The organism is Pseudomonas sp., assembly GCF_046581935.1.
Taxonomy (GTDB): Bacteria; Pseudomonadota; Gammaproteobacteria; order Pseudomonadales; family Pseudomonadaceae; genus Aquipseudomonas.
Window position 1 is genome coordinate 228,239 of record NZ_JAYGFK010000014.1, and the last position, 17,202, is coordinate 245,440.

Annotated in this window: 20 protein-coding genes; 18 read left to right on the forward strand and 2 right to left on the reverse strand. The window is 56.9% G+C overall.

Translation table 11 applies throughout. The annotated features are described in order from the left end of the window. Positions 1 to 23 precede the first annotated feature (23 nt). Positions 24 to 602, reverse strand: a complete 579-nt coding sequence (locus VCA57_RS11880; RefSeq protein ID WP_411185229.1) for a Maf family protein — start codon at positions 600 to 602, stop codon at positions 24 to 26. A 118-nt stretch (positions 603 to 720) separates the two neighbouring features. Between VCA57_RS11880 and VCA57_RS11885 the strand changes: the two genes are divergently transcribed. The 18 genes from VCA57_RS11885 (at position 721) to VCA57_RS11970 (ending at position 15,226) form a co-directional block, all read left to right on the forward strand. Then, entirely contained in the window at positions 721 to 1,248 is a 528-nt protein-coding gene (locus tag VCA57_RS11885; RefSeq protein WP_411185230.1) for a YceD family protein, read from the forward strand. Between the two features lie 13 nt (positions 1,249 to 1,261). Next, on the forward strand, positions 1,262 to 1,444 hold the full coding sequence (rpmF, locus tag VCA57_RS11890) for a 50S ribosomal protein L32 (protein ID WP_411185231.1): 183 nt from the start codon (positions 1,262 to 1,264) through the stop codon (positions 1,442 to 1,444). Positions 1,445 to 1,447: 3 nt separating this feature from the next. Beyond that, entirely contained in the window at positions 1,448 to 2,458 is a 1,011-nt protein-coding gene (plsX, locus tag VCA57_RS11895; protein WP_411185232.1) for a phosphate acyltransferase PlsX, read from the forward strand. Between the two features lie 104 nt (positions 2,459 to 2,562). Then, on the forward strand, positions 2,563 to 3,501 hold the full coding sequence (gene fabD / locus VCA57_RS11900; protein WP_411185233.1) for an ACP S-malonyltransferase: 939 nt from the start codon (positions 2,563 to 2,565) through the stop codon (positions 3,499 to 3,501). Positions 3,502 to 3,516: 15 nt separating this feature from the next. After that, positions 3,517 to 4,260: a 3-oxoacyl-ACP reductase FabG gene (gene fabG, locus VCA57_RS11905; RefSeq protein ID WP_411185234.1), complete on the forward strand. Its 744-nt coding sequence runs from the start codon at positions 3,517 to 3,519 to the stop codon at positions 4,258 to 4,260. 197 nt (positions 4,261 to 4,457) lie between these two features. After that, positions 4,458 to 4,691 (forward strand): acyl carrier protein, encoded by a 234-nt coding sequence (acpP, locus tag VCA57_RS11910; protein ID WP_058066290.1) that lies wholly within the window; start codon positions 4,458 to 4,460, stop codon positions 4,689 to 4,691. A gap of 105 nt (positions 4,692 to 4,796) precedes the next feature. Then, positions 4,797 to 6,041, forward strand: a complete 1,245-nt coding sequence (gene fabF, locus VCA57_RS11915) for a beta-ketoacyl-ACP synthase II (protein ID WP_411185236.1) — start codon at positions 4,797 to 4,799, stop codon at positions 6,039 to 6,041. Further along, on the forward strand, positions 6,041 to 6,856 hold the full coding sequence (pabC, locus tag VCA57_RS11920) for an aminodeoxychorismate lyase (protein ID WP_411185237.1): 816 nt from the start codon (positions 6,041 to 6,043) through the stop codon (positions 6,854 to 6,856). The genes fabF and pabC overlap by 1 nt, the downstream gene beginning before the upstream one ends. A 3-nt stretch (positions 6,857 to 6,859) precedes the next feature. Beyond that, positions 6,860 to 7,912: an endolytic transglycosylase MltG gene (mltG, locus tag VCA57_RS11925; protein ID WP_411185238.1), complete on the forward strand. Its 1,053-nt coding sequence runs from the start codon at positions 6,860 to 6,862 to the stop codon at positions 7,910 to 7,912. 9 nt (positions 7,913 to 7,921) lie between these two features. Further along, on the forward strand, positions 7,922 to 8,554 hold the full coding sequence (tmk, locus tag VCA57_RS11930; protein ID WP_411185239.1) for a dTMP kinase: 633 nt from the start codon (positions 7,922 to 7,924) through the stop codon (positions 8,552 to 8,554). After that, positions 8,547 to 9,533, forward strand: coding sequence for a DNA polymerase III subunit delta' (locus tag VCA57_RS11935; protein ID WP_411185240.1), 987 nt, complete (start codon positions 8,547 to 8,549; stop codon positions 9,531 to 9,533). The genes tmk and VCA57_RS11935 overlap by 8 nt, the downstream gene beginning before the upstream one ends. Positions 9,534 to 9,569: 36 nt before the next feature. Further along, a complete protein-coding gene (locus tag VCA57_RS11940; protein ID WP_090238100.1) occupies positions 9,570 to 9,926 on the forward strand; it encodes a PilZ domain-containing protein in 357 nt (118 codons plus the stop codon). A gap of 63 nt (positions 9,927 to 9,989) precedes the next feature. Continuing rightward, positions 9,990 to 10,772: a TatD family hydrolase gene (locus tag VCA57_RS11945; protein ID WP_411185241.1), complete on the forward strand. Its 783-nt coding sequence runs from the start codon at positions 9,990 to 9,992 to the stop codon at positions 10,770 to 10,772. Positions 10,773 to 11,369: 597 nt separating this feature from the next. Next, positions 11,370 to 12,008: a TetR/AcrR family transcriptional regulator gene (locus VCA57_RS11950; RefSeq protein ID WP_411185242.1), complete on the forward strand. Its 639-nt coding sequence runs from the start codon at positions 11,370 to 11,372 to the stop codon at positions 12,006 to 12,008. Between the two features lie 79 nt (positions 12,009 to 12,087). Then, positions 12,088 to 13,056, forward strand: a complete 969-nt coding sequence (locus VCA57_RS11955) for a GTP 3',8-cyclase MoaA (RefSeq protein ID WP_411185243.1) — start codon at positions 12,088 to 12,090, stop codon at positions 13,054 to 13,056. A 27-nt stretch (positions 13,057 to 13,083) separates the two neighbouring features. After that, positions 13,084 to 13,974 carry a radical SAM protein gene (locus VCA57_RS11960; protein ID WP_411185244.1) on the forward strand — a complete coding sequence of 297 codons (891 nt, stop codon included), beginning with the start codon at positions 13,084 to 13,086 and terminating at the stop codon, positions 13,972 to 13,974. A gap of 76 nt (positions 13,975 to 14,050) precedes the next feature. Then, positions 14,051 to 14,653, forward strand: a complete 603-nt coding sequence (locus tag VCA57_RS11965) for a DUF4823 domain-containing protein (protein WP_411185245.1) — start codon at positions 14,051 to 14,053, stop codon at positions 14,651 to 14,653. Positions 14,654 to 14,656: 3 nt separating this feature from the next. Further along, positions 14,657 to 15,226 (forward strand): DUF1285 domain-containing protein, encoded by a 570-nt coding sequence (locus VCA57_RS11970; protein WP_411185246.1) that lies wholly within the window; start codon positions 14,657 to 14,659, stop codon positions 15,224 to 15,226. A gap of 64 nt (positions 15,227 to 15,290) precedes the next feature. On the opposite strand, the gene VCA57_RS11975 is transcribed toward VCA57_RS11970, so the two are convergent. Continuing rightward, positions 15,291 to 16,955, reverse strand: a complete 1,665-nt coding sequence (locus VCA57_RS11975) for an electron transfer flavoprotein-ubiquinone oxidoreductase (protein WP_411185247.1) — start codon at positions 16,953 to 16,955, stop codon at positions 15,291 to 15,293. Positions 16,956 to 17,202: the final 247 nt, after the last annotated feature.

Consider the following 17,202-nt stretch of genomic DNA (forward strand, 5'->3'; position numbering starts at 1 on the left):
CGGCCAATGGCCGGGCTTTTGCGTTATGGGATGTCGATGCCGCTGGCTTGCAGCATGTCCACCAGGCGGATTAAGGGGAGGCCGATCAGGCTGTTGCTGTCGCTCCCTTCGGTGCTGCGAAACAGGCTGATGCCCAGTCCTTCGGCTTTGAAGCTGCCGGCGCAGTCAAAGGGTTGTTCGGCTGCTAGGTAGCGCATGATCTGTGCTTCGCTAAGTGGTCGAAAGTGTACGGTAAACGCAATGCAGTCGGTTTGCTGTTGGCTTGTAGCGCTGTTGAAGAGGGTTAGGCCGGTCAGAAACGTGACGCTGTTGCCGCTGCAGGCCATTAGTTGCTCGCAGGCGCGCTCCAGCGTGTGCGGTTTGCCGAGGATTTGTGTGCCGAGCGTTGCGACTTGGTCCGAGCCGATGATCAGGTGTTGTGGGTGACTTGTGCTCAGGGCCTGGGCTTTTTCCAGTGATAGTCTGCGTACTAGGGCTTCTGCGTCTTCATCGGGTTGTTGCGATTCGTTGATTTGCGGTGCGCTCCAGGTAAATGGCAGGCGCAATCGGGCGAGTAGTTCGCGTCGGTAGGGTGAGCTGGAGGCGAGCACCAGAGGCAGCAAGGCGACTTCCTTTTTATAGGGTTTGCGTGTGGTGAGCGATTCTAGCCGTCACCGCAAATGCTGGACAGGCTGAATTTGTTTTGACAGCGGCGGGCTGCATCCCTAGAATGCGCCGCCTATGTCAAATGGCCCGATTCCACCTCACGTTGATCCGCGCAAATTAGCCGATCGCAGCGCCACCCTCGAAGGTGAGCTGCAACTTGCAGATTTGCAGCGTCTCTGCGGCCCGCTTGCCGATAACCAAGGCATGGTGCGTACGAAGTTCTTCTTCGAACGCGACGAGCGCAATGCTGTAGTTTTTCACAGCGAGCTCGAGGTTGAAGTCAAGATGGTTTGCCAGCGTTGTCTGGAGCTGGTCACTTTGCCGATCCATAGCGAGTGTGATTACGCTGTGGTGAAAGAGGGCGCGAATACCCAGTCAGTGCCGCAAGGCTATGACGTGATTGAGTTGGGTGAAGACCCATTGGATCTGCTGGCGTTGGTTGAGGAGGAGCTTCTGCTTGCCTTGCCCATTGTCCCGGCTCATGACCCTAAAGATTGCCAGCAGCCGGCCGGTCTCGAAGAGCCCGAGTCGAGCGAGGACGAGGTAACGCGGTCCAACCCGTTCAGTGTATTGGCGCAGTTAAAGCGTGACCCAAACGTTTAGGAGTTAATTAATTATGGCTGTTCAGCAGAACAAAAAATCCCGTTCCGCCCGTGATATGCGTCGTTCGCACGATGCTCTCGACGCCAGCACCCTGTCTGTCGAGAAAACCACCGGTGAAATTCATCTGCGTCACCACGTTTCGCCAGAAGGCGTTTACCGTGGTCGCAAAGTGATCGATAAGGGCGCTGACGAGTAAACCTTGTCCGCTCCGATCATCGCGATTGATGCAATGGGTGGGGACTTCGGTCCCCACTGCATTGTTCCAGCTTGTATTGCCTGCCTGTCTGAAAACCCCTCGTTGCACCTGGTCCTAGTCGGCCAATCCTCCCTTATTGAGTCACTTATTGCGCGCCATTCCGGTGTTGATCGCACGCGCCTGCTTGTTGAGCATGCCGAAGAAGTCGTCGCTATGGATGATCAGCCAGCCCAAGCGCTACGTGGTAAGCCAGGCTCCTCTATGCGCGTCAGTCTTGAGTTATTGCGCGATGGGGCGGCCCATGCCTGCGTCAGTGCTGGCAATACCGGGGCGCTGATGGCGTTGTCGCGGCATGTGCTGAAGACGCTTCCTGGTGTAGATCGCCCGGCGATGGTTACTGCTGTTCCGACGCAGGCTGGGTTTTGCCATTTGCTCGACCTGGGGGCAAATGTTGATTGCAGTGCAGAGCAGTTGTTGCAGTTTGCTGTTATGGGCTCGGTAACGGCTGAGGTGTTGGGTGTGCTGCGTCCGCGTGTGGCGCTGCTGAATATTGGCACTGAAGACATTAAGGGCAATCAGCAGGTCAAGCAGGCGGCGGGTCTGTTGCGGCAGGCGGAAGGCTTGAACTACACCGGTTTTGTTGAGGGTGATGGGGTTTACCGAGGTGAAGCCGATGTAGTGGTGTGCGATGGTTTTGTCGGCAATATCCTGCTCAAGTCCAGTGAAGGCCTGGCGGTGATGATCGCTGGCCGTATTGACACATTGTTTAAGTCAAATCTCATTGCGCGGATGGTCGGGGTGCTGGCGCTGCCATTGCTGCGGCGTTTGCGGGGTGAGCTGGCACCGGCGCAACACAATGGCGCTAGTTTTGTTGGCTTGCAGGGTATTGTGGTGAAAAGTCATGGTGCTGCCGGTCCTGAGGGCTTTAAATACGCCATTCGCCGAGCTTTGCGGGAGATTGAGGAAAATTTACCGCAACGCTTAAACGATCGCTTGGGCGAACAGCTGCTTTAGAGTGTGACCGGGGTGGGCTGTTTGTCATCCAACTGTCAGTTTGTTGCGCTTGGTTAGGTCCGGCGCGTATTTCCGACGATCACGATCATTAGGAACAGGTCTCCATGTCTGCATCTCTCGCATTCGTCTTCCCAGGCCAGGGCTCTCAGTCGCTGGCGATGCTCGCCGAGCATGGCGCCCAGCGGCCGCTGATTATTGATACTTTTGCCGAGGCTTCTGAGGCGCTTGGTTATGACCTCTGGGCGCTGACTCAGCAAGGTCCTGAAGAACAGCTCAATCAAACCGACAAAACCCAACCAGCGATTCTTACCGCATCGGTTGCGTTGTGGCGTGCCTGGCTTGCTGAGAGTGCGGCGCGACCAGCGTTTGTTGCGGGCCATAGCCTGGGTGAGTACTCGGCGTTGGTTGCTGCAGGCAGTGTGTCGCTGGCTGCTGCCGTCAAGTTGGTGGAGCATCGTGGTCAATTGATGCAGCAAGCAGTGCCGGCCGGGCAGGGCGGTATGGCAGCCATTCTCGGCCTGGAAGATGCTGACGTGCTGGCTGCTTGCGCCGAAGCTGCGCAGGGTGAAGTGGTCAGTGCGGTTAACTTCAATGCGCCTGGGCAAGTGGTAATCGCAGGTGGTGCGGCCGCGGTTGAGCGCGCCATAGACGCCTGTAAAGCGCGTGGTGCTAAGCGTGCGCTGCCGCTGCCGGTGAGTGTGCCGTCGCACTGTGCGCTGATGCGTCCGGCGGCTGAGCGTTTTGCCGAGGCGGTTGCCGCTATTGATTGGCAGGCTCCGCAGATTGCCCTGGTGCAGAACGTTAGCGCTGCTGCAGTGGTTGACTTGGAGGGGCTTAAGCGTGACTTGCTGGCTCAGCTCTATAGCCCGGTGCGTTGGGTTGAGTCGATTGTATGCCTGTCTGCGCAAGGCGTAACTGATTTGGTTGAATGTGGTCCTGGCAAGGTGTTGTCTGGCTTGAACAAGCGCTGCGTAAAAGGCATCAATACCCACAACCTGGATACCCCGGACGCCTTCGCTGCTGCGATCGCGGCCCTGGTCTGATTAAGGAGAAACGTTATGAGCCTGCAAGGTAAGGTTGCATTAGTCACTGGCGCGAGCCGTGGCATTGGTCAGGCGGTTGCCCTGGAGTTAGGGCGTCAAGGTGCGGTGGTTATCGGCACTGCCACGTCTGCTTCGGGTGCTGAGCGTATCGCGGAAACCTTGAAAGCCAATGGTATTGAAGGTGCTGGTCTGGTGCTGGATGTCAGTGATAGTGAGTCAGTTGCCAGTACCCTCGAACATATTCAGCAGCACCATGGTCAGCCGTTGATTCTGGTCAATAACGCCGGTATCACCCGCGATAATCTGATGCTGCGGATGAAAGACGACGAATGGTTCGATGTCATCAACACCAACTTGAGCAGCCTCTATCGGATGGCCAAGGCCGTGCTGCGGGGTATGACCAAAGCGCGTTACGGACGTATCATCAACATCGGTTCGGTGGTGGGTGCCATGGGCAACGCCGGGCAGGTCAACTATGCCGCTGCCAAGGCCGGTCTTGAAGGTTTTGGTCGCGCATTGGCGCGTGAAGTGGGGTCGAGGGCGATCACTGTGAACGCCGTGGCACCAGGCTTTATCGACACCGATATGACCCGCGAATTGCCGGAAGCGCAGCGTGATGCGCTGCTGACCCAGATTCCGCTGGGCCGTTTGGGGCAAGCTGAAGAGATCGCAAAAGTGGTCGCTTTCCTCGCTTCTGATGGCGCAGCGTACGTTACAGGCGCTACTATCCCTGTGAACGGCGGGATGTACATGAGCTGAATGTGACGGATGGCTTCAGAAAACTGTCATAGGTGCTGTCTAAAATCCGTTATAAAGCTGCGACAGGTTTATAGGCAGGCCGTTGAAGTGTTTGTGGGGCACCCCGGCATTCAGCTTGAAATGCTAAAAACCCTTTCTATACACTTGGCCGCAGATACAGTGGCCAAGATTTGTCCCATTAGGAGTGAGAACAACGTATGAGCACCATCGAAGAACGCGTCAAGAAAATCGTTGCCGAGCAACTGGGTGTTAAAGAAGAGGAAGTAACCAACAGCGCTTCCTTCGTTGAAGACCTGGGTGCCGACTCTCTTGACACCGTTGAGCTGGTGATGGCTCTCGAAGAAGAATTCGAGACCGAGATCCCGGACGAACAAGCCGAGAAGATCACCACTGTTCAGGAAGCGATCGACTACGTTACCGCTCACGCGTAAACGTAATCGTCGGTTCCCGACTCGGAAAAGCCGCACTCCCTAATCAGGTGTGCGGCTTTTCTTTAAGCGCATTCCAAGCGTTGAAAATTAGAAAAGGAGATTGCTGTGTCACGTAGACGCGTCGTGGTTACCGGTATGGGCATGCTGTCGCCATTGGGTAACGATGTGCTGAGTAGCTGGCAGGGCATTTTGGCCGGGCGCAGTGGCATCGCTCCGCTTGAACATATGGACCTTTCCGCTTACTCCACACGCTTTGGTGGGGCGGTAAAGAACTTTAATGTCGAGGAATATTTGTCCGCCAAAGAGGCGCGCAAACTCGATTTGTTTATCCAGTACGGTCTCGCTGCCAGCTTTCAGGCAATGCGCAACTCGGGTTTAGAAGTCACCGACGCCAACCGTGAGCGTATCGGTGTGGCCATGGGCTCCGGCATTGGCGGGCTGACTAATATCGAGAACAACTGCAAATCGCTGCATGAGCAGGGGCCGCGGCGTATTTCGCCGTTTTTCGTGCCTGGCTCGATCATTAATATGATCTCAGGCTTTTTGTCGATCCACCTTGGCTTGCAGGGGCCGAACTACGCCATTACAACAGCGTGCACGACAGGTACTCACTGTATTGGTATGGCCGCGCGCAATATCGTCTATGGCGAAGCCGATGTGATGGTTGCTGGCGGTGCTGAGATGGCGGCTTGTGGTCTAGGTATGGGCGGCTTTGGTGCTGCGCGTGCATTGTCGACCCGTAACGATGAACCGACCAAGGCCAGTCGTCCTTGGGACAAAGACCGTGATGGTTTCGTGTTGTCCGATGGTGCCGGTGCGTTGGTGCTCGAAGAATTGGAGCACGCCAAGGCGCGCGGTGCGACTATCCATGCCGAACTGATTGGCTTTGGTATGAGTGGTGATGCCTATCACATGACTTCGCCACCAGAAGACGGCGCAGGCGCGGCGCGCTGCATGACCAATGCATTGCGTGATGCTGGCGTGAATGTTGATCAGGTGCAGTACATCAATGCCCACGGCACCTCGACTTCTGCAGGCGATAAAGCCGAAGTGGCGGCGGTGAAGTCGGTATTTGGCGATCATGCTTATAAGCTTGCGGTCAGCTCGACTAAATCCATGACCGGTCACCTGCTCGGCGCTGCCGGTGCGGTGGAGGCGATTTTCAGCATCCTCGCGCTGCGCGATCAGGTCGCTCCGCCGACCATCAATCTGGATAACCCGGACGAAGGGTGTGATCTGGACTTCGTCGCGCACCAGGCCAAGGCCATGGCGTTGGATGTTGTGCTGTCCAACTCCTTTGGCTTTGGTGGCACCAATGGCTCGCTGGTGTTCCGCCGGTTTGCTGGTTGATGTTGAGTTGGGTTGATGGCCAGCCGGCCGAGCTGCTGTCCGTTAAGGATCGTGGCCTGGCATACGGCGATGGGTTGTTTGAAACCATCGCCGTAAGAGCTGGGCAGCCCACGCTCCTGAATCGTCATATGACGCGCTTGGCCGAAGGCTGCACGCGCTTGAAAATCCCCATTGATCTGCCGTTTGTCTGTGCGCAGGTGCAGGCATTCAGTCAGCAGCTTGGCGAGGGTGTTGCCAAGCTGATACTCACCCGGGGTGATGGTCAGCGCGGCTATGCACCGCCACAGCCTGCTCAGCCACGCCTGATTTTGCAGGCGGGCGCTAAACCGGTGTATCCATCGGCCTATGCCGAGCAGGGCGTGCGCCTGTTTGCCTGCGCTACGCGTTTAGCCGAGCAGCCTTTGTTGGCCGGCTTGAAACATCTCAATCGCCTTGAACAAGTGCTGGCGCGCAGTGAATGGCGCGACGCAGAGCATGCTGAGGGATTGATGCTGGATACCAGTGGTCGCGTTATTGAAGGGGTTTACAGCAACCTTATGCTTGCCCGCGCAGGTGTGTTGGTGACTGCCGACCTGTCGCGTTGCGGAGTTGCTGGCGTCATGCGCGCGGAATTACTGGCTTACGCAGCGGCCCAAGGTGTTGAGTGCCAAGTGCGGGATATCCGTTATGCCGAGCTGTTGGCGGCGGATGAAGTCCTGCTGTGTAACAGTGTCTATGGCGTATGGCCTGTGCATGCTTTGCAGGCACATACCTGGCCGGTCGGCCCGCTCACCCGTAAACTGCAGGCTTTTGCCCGCGATCTATTGGACTGCTGATTAGTGATACGCAAAATTTTGCTGCTGCTGGAAAGCAGCGTTCTGGTCGCTGGTTTGCTGGTTGCGTTTGCGGCCTGGCAGCAGTACACCGCACTGCATCAGCCCTTGAACCTTAGCGAAGAGTACGTAGTTGATGTGCCTGCCGGTGCGACGCCGGGTGGTGTGCTCAATCGTCTGCAGGCCGACGGCGTCCTTGATCAAGCCTTCTGGCTGCGCCTGTACTGGCGTTTTAACCTGCGTAATCAGCCTTTGCACAGTGGCGAATATCGCCTGATGCCTGGCACCAGTGCGAGCGATTTACTCGACTTGTGGTGGCGTGGCGAAGTACTGCAGTACAGCCTGACGCTGGTTGAGGGCTGGAATTTTCGTCAAGTACGCGCGGCGCTGGCGCGTGAGACGCGCCTTGAACTGACCTTGAGTGAGCTGAGCGACGCCGAGCTAATGCAAAAGCTTGGCCTGCCGGGCTTGAACCCGGAAGGGCGTTTCTTCCCTGATACCTACAGTTTTGTCCGCGGCATGAGTGACCTGGATCTGCTCAAGCAGGCGCATGCGCGTTTGGAGCAGGTGTTGGCTGAAGAATGGGCTCAGCGCGCCGAGGGTTTGCCCTACAAAGAGCCTTATGACGCATTGATCATGGCGTCGATGGTTGAGAAGGAAACCGGCGTGCCGAGCGAGCGTGGCGAAATTGCCGGGGTGTTTGTCCGTCGCTTGCGTATCGGTATGCGCCTGCAAACGGATCCGACCGTCATCTACGGCATGGGTGAGCGCTACAATGGCCGCATTACCCGGGCTGATCTTCGTGAGCCCACGGCCTACAACACATACACCATTGACGGCATGCCGCCGACGCCTATTGCGCTGGTCGGTCGTGAGGCCATCCATGCGGCGTTGAACCCGGTCGACGGTAGCAGTCTGTATTTTGTTGCTCGTGGCGATGGCAGTCATGTGTTTTCCAATTCCCTCGAACAGCACAATCGCGCTGTGCGTGAATATCAGCTCAAGCGCCGTGCGGATTATCGTTCGAGCCCAGCTCCTATAGCGCCCAACAATCAGTAAGGACAGCCTGTGAGCGGTTTGTTTATCACCCTGGAAGGTCCTGAGGGTGCAGGTAAAAGCACTAATCGGGACTACTTGGCCGAGCGCCTGCGCGAGCAGGGTGTCGAGGTGTTGCTGACCCGCGAGCCAGGCGGTACGCCGCTGGCGGAAAAAGTGCGTGAGTTACTGCTGGCACCAAGTGATGAGCCCATGGCAACCGATACCGAGCTGCTGTTGGTATTTGCTGCGCGGGCCCAGCATCTGGCGCAGGTTATCCGTCCGGCATTAGAGCGTGGCTGTGTGGTGCTCTGTGATCGCTTCACCGATGCTACATACGCGTATCAGGGCGGCGGGCGCGGCTTGAGTGAGGTGCGTATCGCCTTGCTGGAAGAGTTTGTGCAGCGTGAGCTGCGCCCAGACCTGACTCTGATATTCGATCTGCCAATCGAAGTCGGCTTAGCCCGCGCAGCCGCTCGCGGTCGCCTCGACCGTTTTGAACAGGAAGGTCGGCAGTTCTTCGATGCCGTGCGCCAGACTTACTTGCGCCGCGCCGCAGAGCAACCGCAACGCTACCGCATTGTGGATGCCGCGCAATCCTTGGGTGAGGTTCAGCAGGCGCTGGATAAGCTCTTGCCGCAACTGTTGGAGTTGCAGCGTGGCTGACGCTTACCCCTGGCAGAATGCACTTTGGCAACAGCTGGCAGGCCGCAGTCAGCATGCGCATGCCTATTTGCTGCATGGTCCTGCCGGTATCGGTAAGCGTGCCTTGGCTGAGCGTCTGATGGCGCGCCTGCTTTGCCAAAGACCTGACGGTTTAAATGCCTGTGGCCAGTGCAAGTCCTGTCACTTATTGGCTGCTGGCACCCATCCGGATAACTACATTCTTGAGCCAGAAGAAGCCGACAAGGCGATCAAGGTTGACCAGGTGCGTGATTTGGTCGGTTTTGTCGTGCAGACCGCACAGCTGGCCGGGCGCAAAGTGGTGCTGGTCGAGCCGACTGAGTCGATGAATACCAATGCCGCCAACGCCTTGTTGAAAAGCTTGGAGGAACCATCTGGCAATACCGTGTTGTTGTTGATCAGCCATCAGCCCAGTCGCTTGCTGCCTACCGTGAAGAGTCGCTGCGTGCAGCAAGCGTGCCCTTTGCCGAGTGAGGCGATGAGCCTGATGTGGCTGGAGCACGCCTTGCCAGGTTGTAGCACCGAAGAGCATCGCGAGCTGTTGTTCCTCGCGGCAGGCTCGCCGCTAACCGCCGTAAAAATGCATGAGCAGGGTGTTAGCGCCCAGCGCGCGCAGGTGGTAGATGGGGTGAAGAAACTGCTCAAGCAGCAGATTTCGCCTAGCCAGCTGGCTGAAAGCTGGAATGCGGTATCCCTGCAATTGTTGTTCGACTGGTTTTGTCAGTGGTCACAGTTGATGCTGCGTTACCAACTGACTCGTGATGAAGAAGGGTTGGGGCATGCCGATATGCGCAAGGTGGTGCAGTACCTTGCGCAGAAAACCCCGCAGCCGAAAGTGCTCAACATGCAAGATTGGTTGTTGGCGCAACGTCAGAAAGTGATTGGTAAAGCTAACCTTAACCGTGTCTTGCTTCTCGAAGCCTTGCTGGTGCAGTGGGCAAGCTTGCCCGGACCGGGCTAGAATCGGCCGTTAAGTGAATACAATCAGGAATGCCGCATGAGTCTGCCTCCTAATTTGGGCCCGCGTAACGGAATTTTGTCGCTGACAATCAAGGACAAATCCGTGCTCTATGCCGCTTATATGCCCTTTATCAAGAATGGCGGCCTGTTTATTCCAACCAACAAGAGCTACAAGCTCGGTGATGAAGTATTCATGCTGCTCAACCTGATGGATGAGCCGGAAAAAATTCCGGTTGCCGGCAAGGTTGTTTGGATTACCCCCAAAGGTGCCCAGGGCAACCGCGCTGCGGGTGTAGGCGTGCAGTTCAATGATGGCGATAACACCGCGCGCAACAAAATCGAAACCTACCTGGCTGGCGCGCTGACTTCGGATCGTCCAACACACACCATGTAAGTGGTTTTTTCTCCGTACTGCGGTGCCCGTTCTGTGGCACCGACTCTGAAGTGATTAGTTCTCATGCTGGTTGATTCCCACTGTCACCTTGACCGTCTCGATCTGGCGGCCCATAGCGGTTCACTCGACGCGGCGCTGGATGCTGCGCGGGCGCGTGGTGTCGGTCATTTCCTGTGTATTGGTGTTAGCGCTGATAATGTTGCGGCGGTTAAAGGCTTGGCTGAACGTTATGCCGATGTTGATTGCTCGGTTGGTGTGCACCCGCTGGATCTTCAGCCAGGCGCTGCGCCAGCGTTGGATTGGTTGCTTGCTGAGTTGAATCATCCGCAGGTCGTGGCCATCGGCGAAACCGGCCTGGATTATCACTACGAGCCTGAGGCAGCCGAGTTGCAGCAGCAGGCATTTCGTCTGCACCTACAGGCTGCACAGGTCACCGGCAAACCAGTGATTGTGCATACCCGCGAGGCGCGTGCTGACACCCTGGCTTTGCTGCGTGACGCGGCGCTGCCGCAGGGCGGGGTGCTACACTGCTTTACCGAAGACTGGGAAATGGCCAAGGCCGCGCTGGATATCGGCTTCTACATCTCGCTGTCAGGTATCGTCACCTTCCGCAATGCCGAGGCGCTGCGTGAAGTGGCGCGGCAGGTGCCTGCAGATCGTTTGCTGGTAGAAACCGACTCGCCTTATCTGGCACCTATCCCGCATCGCGGCAAGCCGAACCTGCCTGAGTATGTGCGGGATGTGGCTGAGTACCTGGCAGTGTTGCGCGGCGTAAGCTTCGAGCAACTGGCAGAGCAGACCACGGCCAACTTCAAGCGTTTGTTCCCCTTGGCTCGGGTGAGCTGAACTTTAATCGGTTCAGCCAAAATACCTGAGCATTTTTGATCTCGCGCGCAAATGTCCATAGGGTGTACGCAGAGATCTCTACGCGCAAAAAAAACCCGGGCTCTGGGGGATGAGACCGGGTTAAGACCATTAGGAGTAAAACAAGGTGCGCGATCCTCGCGACCCTGTCTGGTGGAGCGCTTGGGGGATACGCTGCACACCAGTACTGATCAGTATTGGTGAAGATTGCTGATCGTCCAGGCTGTTTGCCGGCATTCTTAAACGTATTTGGAATACAGAGCGCGCTGCTGAGTCCTCAAGCAGTAGCCAGCTGCACCGCAGGCGTCCCGGTGTATTGAATGGCCGCTGTCGGTGTTTGCCTCAGATTGCCTCAGATTACCTCGATAGATAGTCCGGTCGGATGGTCGCAAGCGTCGGTCTGGACGTTCTTGGGGGCAGCGCCTGGCGATCTTGGCCATTCACTGTGTTGTAGACCGCGGAGGCAGAGCGGTTGCGAGAACTCGCCACGAACCGCACGAATGGTCGGATGATCCGTGCAATTTGCCGTTAGTTAGGCATAATACGCGCCTTCGTTTTTATCGACTCCGTAGTCCTTTTATGCATAAAGAACCCCGCAAAGTCCGTGAGTTTCGCCGCCGCGAACAGGAAATTCTCGACACAGCATTGAAACTCTTCCTTGACCAAGGCGAGGACAGCGTGACTGTGGAGCTGATTGCTGACACGGTTGGTATCGGCAAAGGCACCATCTATAAGCATTTCAAATCCAAGGCGGAGATCTATCTGCGCTTGATGCTTGATTACGAGCGCGATCTTAACGAGCTGCTGCATTCGGCCGATGTCGACCGTGATAAGGAAGCCTTGTCGCGCGCCTACTTCGAGTTCCGCATGCGTGACCCACAGCGCTACCGCTTGTTTGATCGCCTAGAAGAGAAGGTGGTCAAGGGTAATCAAGTGCCGGAGATGGTCGAGCAACTGCACAAAATCCGCGCGTCCAACTTCGAGCGGCTGACTCAGCTGATTAAAGGCCGTATTTCCGAGGGCAAGCTGGAAGACGTGCCGCCGTATTTCCATTACTGCGCTGCTTGGGCGTTGGTGCACGGTGCGGTGGCGCTGTATCACTCGCCATTCTGGAGCAATGTGCTGGAAGATCAGGAAGGTTTCTTCCAGTTCCTCATGGATATCGGCGTACGCATGGGCAATAAGCGCAAGCGTGAGGGCGACACGCCAAATAGCTGAGGCATTCAGCGAGTGGATAACAACTCTGCTGCCCTGATGCCGGCTTTATACTCGACGCTCATATTTGCTGGAGCTGTGCATGATTGTTGACCGCCAGGGCAGACGCTTTCGCAACCTGCGCATCAGCCTGACAGCTGCCTGCAACTATGCCTGCACCTACTGCGTACCTGACGGTAAGCGGCTAGTGGCGGCGCAGGACGAGCTGTCGGCTGAGGCGATGCTACGCGGTGTGGCTTACCTGATAGAAGCTGCAGGTATTGAGCGTCTGCGCATCACCGGCGGCGAGCCGTTGGTCAGCCCTAAGCTGGAAGACTTTCTGCGCGGTGTTAGTCAGTTGGGGCTGGCCGATATCAGCCTGACCAGCAATGGCCAACTGTTGACGCGCAAGCTGCCGTTGCTGCTGGAGTGCGGCATCCGCCGCTTGAACATTTCTCTGGACACCTTGGACGCTGCGGCATTTCGCACGATTGCCCGTGGCGGTGACCTGGCGACTGTGCTGGATGGCCTGCAGCAGGCGCGGGCGGCGGGTATACAGATCAAGGTCAACATGGTGCCGCTGCATGGGCAGAACCTCGATCAGGTGCTGCCGCTGCTCGATTATTGCCTGATCAACGGCTTCGAGCTGCGCTTTATCGAGTTGATGCGTATGGGCCATCTGGCCCGCGACGGTAACGCCTTTCAGCGCCAGTTTATCGGTATGCCCGAGTTGCTGGCGCTGATTGGCAGTCGCTATGAATATGTCCAGGCGCATGCGCCACTGGACGCGACAGCGCTGCGCTTCGCCATCCCGGGCCTTGGCCACTTTGGTGTGATTGCCAATGAAAGCGTACCGTTCTGCCGTACCTGCTCGCGCTTACGCCTGTCCTCTACGGGTTGGCTGCATGGCTGCCTGTCCTCAAGCAATCGTCATTATGTCGGTGATTTACTCGACAAGCCGCGCCATCAGGCTTTGCCAGCGCTACAGGGGTTGTTGGTCAAAGCGCTGGGCGACAAGCAGGATGTGGCGTTCTCCGGCGGTGCCACAGTGATGAAAATTATTGGTGGCTGAGATCACCAGCAATTCTGAGTGAGGCTCATGCACGACTTCCCAATCAGCTATATCGAACCCGTTTTCCGTCCGCCCAGTGAGGCCCACTCGCTGATTCTGCCGGTGACCAATGGCTGCTCGTGGAATAGCTGTAGCTTCTGTGAAATGTACACTCAAGAGCAGAAGAAATTCCGCGCGCGCGCCGAAGCTGAGGTGCTCAACGAGATTCGTCTAACCGGTGAGCGGATGATCGTGCAGCGGGTGTTCCTTGCGGACGGTGATGCCTTGGTCATGTCTACGCGACGCTTGCTGACCATTCTCACTGCGATTCGCGAGCACATGCCCGAGGTCTCGCGCGTGTCCAGTTATTGCCTGCCGCGTAACCTGCGCAAGAAGTCGGTGGATGAGCTCAAGGAGCTGGCCGACGCCGGGCTGGGTATGGCGTATGTTGGCTGTGAGTCCGGTGATGACGAGGTGCTGGCGCGAGTCAATAAGGGCGAGACTTATGAGTCCAGCCTCAGCGCGCTGGATAAGCTCGGTCAGGCAGGTATCACCCGTTCAGTGATGATTCTCAACGGTCTTGGTGGGGCGCTGTTGAGCGAGCAGCACGCGGATAACTCCGCGCGCCTGATGAATGAATCACAACCGGAGTTTCTTTCGACCCTTGTGGTGAGCTTCCCCCAGGGCGAGGCGCGCTTTCGCCAGGGCTTTAGCGATTACCAACCGCTCAGCCAGCAACAGCTGTTTGTTGAGGTCGAGCGTTTGCTCAGTGGCTTGGAGCTGCGTGACACAGTCTTTCGCAGTGATCATGCGTCCAACTACCTGGTGCTAAAGGGCACGCTCGGTGCAGACAAAGCACGCCTACTGGCACAAGTGCAACAGGCTATCGAGCAGCCGCAGCAAGCCCCGTTACGCCAGGAGTGGCAGCGCGGTTTATGAGCGGCGGCGGATGGCGTGAAATCTGCATCTAGGCGCTATATGCCGGTTTTCCGTCACCGGCTGCAGGAGAAGCGAGATGCGTGGTTTGTTGCTGTTTGTGGGTTTGTTGCTGCTTGGCGGCTGCATGAAAGCCAGTGATCTTGCCGATGAGGCGATTTATCAACTGCGCGATGTAGGCGTGCTCGACCATAGCCAGACGCGCCGCGCCAGCCCTTGGCGCTTGCAGGCCGACTCATTTATCTATATCGCTCAGGGCCCTTTTGTACCGCCGGGTGGCGCCTATCCGCGACCCAATGTGGTGGCCGAAGAAGCCTACAAGGGGTTTATCGAGTATTTCCCCATGGTGCGCCGCGCCAAGGCACCGCTTGGACTGGAGGAGTCGCTGGTCGAGGCCCGTGAGGCCGGGGCGCATTACTTGCTGTACAGCCGCTTTGCCTATGCCGATGACCGGATCGGTACTGTGGAAGAGTGGGAGGATCAGGAGGCATTGGACCGTTTGGGCACTGATCGTGGGGTGATTCAGCTGATGCTGCTCGAAACTAATACCCGCTATTTGGTCGATACTGCGCGCATTCGTAGTCGTGGAGGCCTTCTAACGCTTTATGATGCCAAGCCAGAAGAGTTAATCGGTCCGGCGCTAGAGGATTACGCGCGGCGTTTGTTGGGCTTAGGGCATTGATCAATGACTGATACAGATAAGGTCGGCAATCTGCTGGCGCAGATCCCCAAAGGTGAGGGCAAGGGTTTACCACCGGTGCATCTGTGGAACCCGGATTTCTGCGGCGATATCGATATGCGTATCGCCCGTGATGGCACCTGGTATTACATGGGGACGCCGATTGGCCGTAAGCCGATGGTCAAACTGTTCTCCACCATTATCCGCCGCGATGGCGATAAGTATGTGCTGGTGACGCCGGTGGAGATGGTTGGTATTCAGGTTGATGACGCGCCCTTTGTGGCGGTCAGCCTGCAAGTAGACGGTGAGGGTGAGGCGCAGGTACTGCGTTTTGTCACCAATGTCGAGGATGAGGTGGCAGCAGGCAGCGAGCATCCGTTAAGGGTCGAATTGGATGCTTCGACCGATGAGCCTGCACCCTATGTACATGTGCGGACTAATCTTGAGGCGCTGATCCACCGCAATGTGTTTTATCAGCTGGTCGAGCTGGCGGTGCCACGCGAGATCAATGGCAAGACCTGGCTTGGGGTATGGAGCGGCGGTGTGTTTTTCCCGATTGGTCCGCAGCCAGACTGATTCTCTCTCTTTGTGGTTGAATTCAGCGTAATAAAAAAGGCTCCCGAGGGAGCCTTTTTACATCTTACATATTGGGGTAGTTAGGCCCACCGGCACCTTCAGGCGCCACCCAGTTAATGTTCTGGGCAGGGTCTTTGATGTCGCAGGTTTTACAGTGCACGCAGTTCTGCGCATTGATCTGGAATTTCTGCTCGCCATCTTCCTTGGTGACGATCTCGTATACGCCCGCTGGGCAGTAGCGCTGCGCCGGTTCGTCATACATGGGCAGGTTCTTGCTCAGCGGAATGCTCGGGTCGCTGAGCTGCAGATGGCAGGGTTGTTCCTCTTCATGGTTGGTGTTGGAGAGGAATACCGAGCTGAGCTTGTCGAAGCTGAGTTTGCCGTCGGGTTTCGGGTAGCTGATCTTCTGTGCTTCTGCAGCTGGTTTCAGACAGGCATAGTCAGGCTTGGTGTCGTGCAGTGTGAAGGGGATCTTGCCGCCAAAGATGTTCTGGTCGAGCCAGTTGAAGCCACCACCAACCAGTGGGCCGAACTTGTGCAGCGCTGGGCCGAAGTTGCGGCTGCGGAACAGCTCGTCATACAGCCAGCTGGCCTTGAATGCGTCGACGTAGCCGGTCAGCTGGTCGCCGCCTTCCTTGCCGGCAAACAGCGCCTCAGCCACGGCGTCTGCGGCGAGCATGCCGGACTTCATAGCGGTGTGGCTGCCCTTGATCTTAGCGAAGTTCAGAGTGCCGAGGTCGCAACCAATCAGTGCGCCACCGTTGAAGACCATCTTTGGCAGCGAATTTAAGCCGCCTTTGCAGATTGCGCGAGCACCGTAGGCAACGCGTTTGCCGCCTTCCAGGTACTGAGCGATCACCGGGTGATGCTTGTAGCGCTGGAACTCATCAAACGGCGACAGGTGCGGGTTGCTATACGATAGGTCAACAATCAGGCCAACGACTACCTGATTATTTTCCAGGTGATAGAGGAACGAGCCACCGGTGTTTTCGGTGCCCACGATATCCAGTGGCCAGCCGGCGGTGTGCACTACCAAGCCTTGCTCATGCTTGGCCGGGTTGATGTCCCATATTTCCTTGATACCGATGCCGTAATGCTGGGCATCGGCTTCGGAGTCGAGGTTGAATTTCTTGATCAGTTGCTTGCCGATATGGCCGCGGCAACCTTCAGCGAACAGCGTGTACTTGGCGCGCAATTCCATGCCCGGGGTGTAGTAACCCTCTTTCGGGTTGCCTTCACGGTCGACGCCAAGGTCGCCAGTTAGAATGCCATAGACCGCGCCTTCTTCATTGATCAGCGCTTCTTGAGCGGCAAAGCCTGGGTAGATTTCTACGCCGAGGTTTTCCGCTTGTTGCGCCAGCCAGCGGCACAGGTTGCCCAGGGAAATAATGTAGTTGCCATGGTTGTGCATGGTCTTGGGCACGAAGAAGTCCGGAACTCTGGTGGCTTTCTCGGCATTGCTCAGTACATAGATGTCGTCACGCTTGACCGGCGTATTCAATGGCGCGCCGAGTTCTTTCCAGTCTGGAAAGAGTTCGTTTAATGCACGAGGCTCGAACACTGCACCGGAGAGAATATGGGCGCCGACTTCGGAGCCTTTTTCGACCACGCAGACGCTGATTTCTTTACCCGCTTCGGCGGCTTTCTGTTTCAGTCGGCAGGCGGCGGACAAACCGGCAGGGCCGGCGCCGACGATGACGACGTCGAACTCCATAAATTCGCGTTCCACAGGCTATCTCCTACTCAGGGCTCTCTAATTTTATTTGGCGATCAAGCTCGTTCCATGAGCGATGCTGGCGCATTATATCCAGACCCTTCGGATGGGCCAATACAAACGTTTGTTTGAATTTTCTGTAGGGCTGTTAGAATCTTACTACATCGCTGACGATTGGCCGCTCCGTTGTATTGACCAGCCTAGGTCGTGCGGTCAAGATACGGTCGGTTTTGTGTCTGCCGTTACTGGTTGACTCCCGGTT